We start from the raw sequence: 7329 nt of genomic DNA, 5'->3' as shown, positions 1-7329 counted from the left end.
CATGATTTCCCCTCCATATGACAAGGATACATGCATATATATAATAAGTCTTATTATTTATGACGCACTACACTAGCCACGTTGGAAAAATCCGGGGGCGAGAAGAAATTCATGCAACATTCAGGCTAGGCATAGCGGCGCAGCTAGGCCCACGCAGGGAACATGCAGCGCACAAAACAATGCCGCCTGAAATCAGGCGGCATTGTTCATTGCTACAAACCGGTTACTGTCGTTACGGCGCCGGCGAAGTCGACTCGTAGGCGCCAATGTCGAGCGCGCCGGGGACTGGGCGCGTCATGCCCAGCGCCACGTGCTTGTAGCTGGCCAGCGGGCTCAGGTCGACGCCCGTTACCGACAGGCCTGGTGCGGTGCCGACATTGATCACCATCGCGTTGGCCGTCGGGCGCAAGTCGTATCCGCCGCGACTGACAAAACCGGGCGCAATCGAACGGTAATTGGTTTTGTCCACGGCCGCCACCTGGGTGCTCAAGGCGCCGATGCCCGAAAAGATATTGTTTTGCAGCAGGATCGGCTTGGTTACGCCGGCGCCGACCATCACGAAGGTGCCGCGCCGCGTGTCGTCATTCAGGAAGGTATTGTTGACCACGTACAAATTGTGGCCCGCGTTGCTGGCCCCTTCCTCCCCGTAGGCCACCATCGCGCCATTGTTGTTGAGCGCAGGCTGCTCGATCACGTTGCCGATGATGTAAGAGGTGCCTGCGTTCGGCAAGTCGATTTCGTAACTCGGCGCACCGGCTGCGGTCGAGCCGGTCTGGCCCGGCGCCAGGCTGGAAAAGCGGTTGTAGAGGATCTTGTTGGTCAAGGCGCGCGACTTGAGATTGTGGCCGACGACCGCGTCGTGCGAAAAATTGTAGCGGAACGTCAGGCTGCGCACCGTGCCGATGTACAGGTTGTGGGTCTGGCCGGTGCCATAACCGTTGTGCCCGAACTCGGAACCTTCGATCAGCACGTCGCTGTCCACCTTGGCGCCGCTCAGGATGCCGTTCTGGTTGTCATGCAAAAAGCTGTTGCGCAGCGTGAAGTGGGTGCCTTCCAGGCGCAGCGCGGCGCCGTTCAGGTCGGGCACCTTGGCGCCAAACATTTCAACGTTTTCAATCGTCACATTATTGCCGACGACGACCCAGGTTCCCTTGCCCATGGCGTTGCGTCCGCCCGCGTCGATCTTGGGGCGGCCATTGACGCCGCGAATGATCAGGTTGGGCGCGTAAATGCCGCACACGTCGCCCACGTAGGTGGCGGCGGCGATCTGGATGATGTCGCCGTTGGCGGCGGCCGCGAAAGCGCGGCATGGTGTTGCATAAGTCTGGCCTGGGCCGACCGACAAGGTGGCGGCGGCGGCGTTGGCGGCCAGGCCCAAGCCCAGCAGTGCGGTACTGGCGGCGAATGCCATGCGGTGTAATGTGGTCATCGTATTCTTCCAAAAGTGAAATACAGCCGTGTCAGCGGCGCGGCAGGAAAAGTTCCTTAAATCAATTTCCAGCAATCAGTATTTCACGTAAGCAAGGCGCACGATTGCTCCAAATCATCCTTTATTTTTGGGGATTATGCGAATGGCAAAGTGGGCGCAGCGCACCAGGCGCTGGCAGTTGAACAAGAGCTGTGATCGTGGCGACAGCACACTTTCGCTTCGCACAAGCCTCAAGCAATCGCTGCCGATGCCTCGCCGTCATTGCGTAATCGGGCGCTTTGACGCGCCAAAGTCTTGCTGACGCGCATCAACGTCGCGGCGAACCGACGTGATGCCGGAGTGACAAGGGTGTTAAACGATGGAAAATTATGCTGTTCAGTTAACTTGTTGTGGCATGACAACGAAAGACGCGCTGTCTGCCGCGATGCGGCGACTTGAACCGTGCGATGGTGCGCAATGTGCGCTCGCCGAGCGACAAAAAGGCGCGGTCCAGCCGCGCCTGATCATGTGAGTCAGGAAAGGTTCCTGCCTAGCATCCTCAGTCGTTCTTGATGACGATGCTGGGAAACTTGCTGCTCATGTCTTTCGCCTTTTCGGCAATCTTGATGGCAACCTTGCGCGCGATATCCTTGTAGATCTGCGCCACCGGACCATCGGGATCGGCCACCACGGTCGGCTTGCCCGAGTCCGTCTGTTCGCGAATTGCCATCGTCAAGGGCAAGGCGCCCAGGAATTCGACGCCAAAGTCGGCGCACATGGTCGCGCCCCCGCCCTGGCCGAAAATCGCTTCCGTGTGGCCGCACTGCGAGCAGATATGGGTGCTCATGTTTTCCACCACGCCCAGGATCGGGATGCCGACCTTTTCGAACATTTTCAAGCCCTTGCGCGCGTCGAGCAAGGCGATGTCTTGCGGCGTGGTCACGATGACGGCGCCCGTGACCGGCACTTTTTGCGACAGCGTCAGCTGAATGTCGCCCGTGCCCGGGGGCATGTCGACGATCAGGTAATCGAGCGCGCGCCAGTTGGTTTGCTCGAGCAACTGCTGCAGCGCCTGGGTCACCATCGGGCCGCGCCACACCATCGGCTCGTCCGGGTCGATCATGAAGCCGATCGAGGACACTTGCAGGCCATGGTTTTCCATCGGTTCCATGGTCTTGCCGTCGGTGGTTTCGGGACGCCCGCTAATGCCCAGCATCATCGGTTGCGACGGACCATAAATATCGGCGTCGAGCACGCCGACGCTGGCCCCTTCGGCCGCCAGCGCCAGCGCCAGGTTGACCGCCGTGGTCGACTTGCCCACCCCGCCCTTGCCCGAGGCGACGGCAATGATGTTCTTCACATTGGGCATGATCTTCAAGCCGCGCTGCACCGTATGCGAAATGATGTTGGACGTCACGTTGGCGCTGACCGTGCCCGCACCCGGCAGCGCCAGCAGCGCCGCTTCGACCAGCTGGCGCACGAGGGCAAACTGGCTCTTGGCGGGATAGCCGAGTTCGACGTCGAGCGCGATATTGGTACCGTCGCCGGCGCCGTCGAGCTTGATATTCTTGATGTTCTTGGAAGAAACGAGGTCTTTCTGCGTGTTGGGATCGATGACTGTCGCCAACGCCGCCTTGACGCTTTCTACTGTGATGCTCATGAAAATCTCCGGAGGTGAAAGCGAAGTTTAGCGCAAATCGCCCAGGTTCTCCTTGCAAAAAGGGCAAAGCCAGCCCACGCACCCTGCGCACCGCCGCCAAGCGCTGGTAAAATGCTTTACTCTTTTTTCATCTTGTCCATTTTCCGTTCTTACTTTTAGCCAAAAAGCGCAATCAGACCATGACCCGCAAGCTGTTCGTCACCACCGCCCTGCCCTACGCCAACGCAGCCTTCCACATCGGCCACATGATGGAATACATCCAGGCCGATATCTGGGTCCGTTTTCAGCGCATGCAAAACGATGGCAACGGCGCGCGCGAGGTGCATTTCGTCTGCGCCGACGACACCCACGGCACCCCGATCATGATCGCCGCCGAAAAGGAAGGCATCACGCCCCAGGAATTCGTGGCCAAGGTCGCGGCCGGGCGCCAGCAATACCTGGACGGCTTCCACATTGGTTTTGACAACTGGTATTCCACCGATTCGCCCGAAAACGTGGAGCTGTCCCAAGGCATCTACCGCAAGCTGCGCGATGCCGGCCTGATCGTCACCAAGACGGTCGACCGCTTCTATGACCCGGTCAAGGGCATGTTCCTGGCCGACCGCAATATCAAAGGCGAGTGCCCGAAGTGCGGCGCCAAGGACCAGTACGGCGACAATTGCGAAGTGTGCGGCGCCGCCTACCAGCCAACCGAGCTGGTCAATCCGTTTTCCGTGTTCACCGGGTCCACGCCCATCCTCAAGCCCTCCGAGCAGTATTTTTTCGCGCTGTCGGACCCGCGCTGCTACACCTTTCTCAAGGACTGGTTAAACACGCCGGGCCGCCTGCAGCCGGAAATGGTCAACAAGGTGTCCGAATGGTTGGGGGACGCGGGTGAAAAGCTGGCCGACTGGGATATTTCGCGCGATGCGCCCTACTTCGGCATTCCGATTCCCGATGCGCCGGGAAAGTTTTTCTATGTCTGGCTGGACGCGCCGGTCGGTTACCTGGCGTCGCTGAAAAACTATTGCAGCAAGCATGGCATGGACTTCGATGCGCTGCTTAATGATCCCGGCACGGAACAAGTGCACTTCATCGGCAAGGACATCGTTTCCTTCCACCTGCTGTTCTGGCCGGCCATGCTCAATTTTGCCGGGCACCCGATCATCGACAAACTCAAGGTCAATGTCCACGGGCACTTGACGGTCAACAATGAAAAGATGTCCAAGTCGCGCGGGACCGGCATTTCGCCGCTGCGCTACCTTAACTTGAAAATGAATCCGGAATGGCTGCGCTATTACATTGCCTTCAAGCTCAATTCCAAGGTGGAAGACCTGGACTTCAATGGCGAAGACTTCGTCGCCCGCGTGAATAGCGACCTGATCGGAAAATACGTCAACATCGCCAGCCGCTGCGCCGGCTTCATCGCCAAAAAATTCGACGGCAAGCTCGCCGGCACCCTCTCGCCCAAAGCTCAGCAATGGCTCGGCCGCGCGCTGACCGTGGATGGCGCCGAACGCCAGGCCAGCATCGCCGCCAATTTCGACCACCGCGAATACGGCAAGGCGCTGCGCGAAATCATGGAAATTGCCGACATCACCAACCAGTATGTCGATGAAAACAAGCCATGGATCCTGGCCAAGGACCCGGAAAAAAATGCCGAACTGCACGACGTGTGCACGACCGCGCTGATCCTGTTCCGCCAATTGACCATTTTGCTCGCGCCCGTGCTGCCGCAAGTGGCCGCGCGCGTGGCCGAGATGCTGGGCGACGAAGGCCTGTCGTGGCGCGACACCAGCGGCGGCGCTGTCTACGAAACCATGCTGGGCCGTACCATCGGCGCCTATAATCACCTGATGACGCGGGTGGACGCCAAGATGGTCGACGACTTGTTCGACAAGCCGCCGGTGGCGTCGATTGCGGTGCCGGTGGCCGACGACGCGCAAGCGAGCGCTGCGACCGGCATCGAGGAACTGGCACCGGAAATCAAGATTGACGACTTCACCAAAATCGACTTGCGCATTGCAAAAATCGTCAATTGCGAACAGGTCGAGGGTTCCGACAAGCTGTTGCGCCTGACGCTGGACGTGGGCGAAGGCCGGCTGCGCAACGTGTTTTCCGGTATTAAATCAGCCTATACGCCCCAGCAATTAGTCGGCAAGCTGACCGTGCTGGTGGCCAACCTGGCGCCGCGCAAGATGAAGTTTGGCGTCTCCGAAGGCATGGTCTTGTGCGCCTCGGCCGCCGATGAAAAGGCAAATCCCGGCTTGTACGTGCTCGAGCCATGGCCGGGCGCGCAGCCTGGCATGCGCATCCGCTAAGGGCAAGCGATGAGAATTGTAGTTCGTGAAGCAACGCCGGAAGACGCTCCCCTGATCGCCGAGCTCACCCGCGCCGCCTGGGCCGGCAAGGTCACGGTCACCTCCAGCGGCCACCGCGAAACGGCGTTGCGGGTGAGCGAACACCTGCGCAGCGGCGGCGGCTTTATCTTGATGGTGGACGGCGAACCGGTTGGTTCGGTACGCTACGCACCGCACGATGAAGACCCGGACATCTGGGAAATCCTGCGCATGGGCGTACTGCCGAACTTCCGCGGCAGCAATATGTCGCAGCACTTGCTGGAAGCGGTGATTCACCACGGCCTGGCCTGCAACGCCCAGGAACTGCGCCTGGCGGTGCGCACCGACCAGCCCAAGCTGCTGGACTTCTACGCCGCCTTCGAGTTCGAACTGGCCGAAGAGCTCGAGTTCTCGCATCGCAACCCGGCTGAACCAGCGCCGCGGGTCATGCGCCGCTACCTGCATGACTGACTGGTGTCAAAGTTGTCAATTCGGCCCCCCGGCAGCGCTATAATGTGCGCGTTTGATCACACAACCTAGAACAACAACACGGGCTATGAGCCCGCCCTTCACCCTTTTTGAGTGGCACACAATGACAAAATTCAATTCTCTGAGGCACATCCCGGAATCGACGATGTTTCGCAAGGGCGACGTCTTCGTCCTGTTCGGCGAACTGTTCGGCCGCGGCTATGCGAACGGCCTGATTGATCAGGCACGCGCCGCCGGCATGACGATCCTGGGCATCACCGTGGGTCGGCGCGATGACAACAATGCATTACGTGCCTTGGACGAAGAAGAACTGGCCGAAGCCGAAGCCAAGCTGGGCGGGCGTATCATCAATGTGCCGCTGATGGCCGGCTTCGATCTGGATGCACCCGAAGGCGAAAAGAACGTGACTGAAATGCTGTCCGTCCTGAACCTCAAGACGTGGCAGGAAGACCAGCTCGACTGGGCCAAGGTGGAAGCGTGCCGCCAAGCCGGCGTACGCCGCTTCACCGAGGCCGCCGCCAGCGCCATGGCCGAGATCGACAAGCTCATTCCCGACGGCAGCAATGTGTTTTTCGCCCACACGATGGCGGGCGGCATTCCACGCGTCAAGGTCTTCCTGGCCATTGCCAACCGCATTTACAAAGGCCGCGGCGAGCGCTTCATGTCTTCGCGCGCCCTGCTCGACAGCGACCTGGGCAAGGTCAGCTTGATGAATTTCGACGAAGTGACGGCCAACACGCTGGGCCACCTGATCACGTCGAGCGCGGCAATCCGCGCGCGCATGCAAGCCACCGGCGGCAGCGTGCGCTACACCGCCTACGGCTACCATGGCTGCGAAATCCTGATCGACGGCCAATACCAGTGGCAAACCTACACCAATTACACCCAGGGTTACGCCAAGATGCGCCTGGAGAGCGTGGCCTCGGCCGCCTGGGCCCAAGGCGTGCACGCCACCGTGTTCAATTGCCCTGAAATCCGTACTAATTCCTCGGACATATTTGTCGGCGTGGAACTGTCGCTGTTCCCGCTGCTGCAAGCCTTGAAACGCGAAGGCGGCGGCAAGTGGGCCCAGCAGCAATGGGATGCTTGCCAGGCGCTGCTCGAAGACGACGTCAGCTTGCAAACCGTCATCGACATGATCGCCAGCTACAACGGTGACGCCACCAGCGTGAGCTTCCGCAACTTCGAAGACTGGCCAATGGACAATACGCCGGCGCTGGCCGACGTCATGATCGGCACCTCCGACGACATCACCAAGCTGCACAAGGACAAGAAAGCGCTGATCACCGATCACCTGAGCGCGCTGGTGCTCGAAGGCGCCGGACCGCTGATGTTCCATGGCGCGGCCGAACAGATCGGCCCGGTCCTGTGGCTCAACCACGACATCATCGCCAAAAAGCTCAACGCCCTGCATCCGGACTGAGCACCACGCACCGCCCTGCCTGCGGGGCTGC

The 7329-nt window shown here is 60.0% G+C and carries 5 protein-coding genes; 3 read left to right on the top strand and 2 right to left on the bottom strand.

All coding sequences use genetic code 11. The features are described from left to right. Nucleotides 1-232: 232 nt before the first annotated feature. Both ACP7BV_RS22890 and apbC read right to left on the bottom strand, forming a co-directional pair. A complete protein-coding gene (locus ACP7BV_RS22890) occupies nucleotides 233-1429 on the bottom strand; it encodes a hypothetical protein (RefSeq protein WP_426107062.1) in 1197 nt (398 codons plus the stop codon). Between the two features lie 538 nt (nucleotides 1430-1967). Continuing rightward, nucleotides 1968-3068, bottom strand: coding sequence for an iron-sulfur cluster carrier protein ApbC (gene apbC, locus ACP7BV_RS22885; RefSeq protein WP_426107060.1), 1101 nt, complete (start codon nucleotides 3066-3068; stop codon nucleotides 1968-1970). A 179-nt stretch (nucleotides 3069-3247) separates the two neighbouring features. On the opposite strand from apbC, the gene metG reads away from it, so the two are divergent. From metG to ACP7BV_RS22870, 3 genes are all read left to right on the top strand, one after another. Next, nucleotides 3248-5368 (top strand): methionine--tRNA ligase, encoded by a 2121-nt coding sequence (gene metG / locus ACP7BV_RS22880; protein ID WP_426107059.1) that lies wholly within the window; start codon nucleotides 3248-3250, stop codon nucleotides 5366-5368. A gap of 9 nt (nucleotides 5369-5377) precedes the next feature. Further along, the gene (locus tag ACP7BV_RS22875) at nucleotides 5378-5857 is read left to right on the top strand and encodes a GNAT family N-acetyltransferase (protein WP_426107057.1); all 480 of its coding nucleotides are present in this window, start codon (nucleotides 5378-5380) and stop codon (nucleotides 5855-5857) included. Nucleotides 5858-5942: 85 nt separating this feature from the next. Continuing rightward, nucleotides 5943-7298 (top strand): enoyl ACP reductase FabMG family protein, encoded by a 1356-nt coding sequence (locus ACP7BV_RS22870; protein ID WP_426107056.1) that lies wholly within the window; start codon nucleotides 5943-5945, stop codon nucleotides 7296-7298. Nucleotides 7299-7329: the final 31 nt, after the last annotated feature.

Source organism: Massilia sp. TSP1-1-2 (genome assembly GCF_049896185.1).
GTDB lineage: Bacteria > Pseudomonadota > Gammaproteobacteria > Burkholderiales > Burkholderiaceae_D > Telluria_A.
Note: the sequence above shows the minus strand (reverse complement) of the source record. Positions and strands in the feature narration are given on the sequence as shown.

What these genes read in the sequence shown, in the direction of transcription:
- ACP7BV_RS22875 (WP_426107057.1), top strand. Translation starts at nt 5,378, where the DNA reads ATGAGAATTGTAGTTCGTGAAGCAACGCCGGAAGACGCTCCCCTGATC.
- ACP7BV_RS22890 (WP_426107062.1), bottom strand. Translation starts at nt 1,429, where the DNA reads ATGACCACATTACACCGCATGGCATTCGCCGCCAGTACCGCACTGCTG.
- metG (WP_426107059.1), top strand. Translation starts at nt 3,248, where the DNA reads ATGACCCGCAAGCTGTTCGTCACCACCGCCCTGCCCTACGCCAACGCA.
- ACP7BV_RS22870 (WP_426107056.1), top strand. Translation starts at nt 5,943, where the DNA reads ATGAGCCCGCCCTTCACCCTTTTTGAGTGGCACACAATGACAAAATTC.
- apbC (WP_426107060.1), bottom strand. Translation starts at nt 3,068, where the DNA reads ATGAGCATCACAGTAGAAAGCGTCAAGGCGGCGTTGGCGACAGTCATC.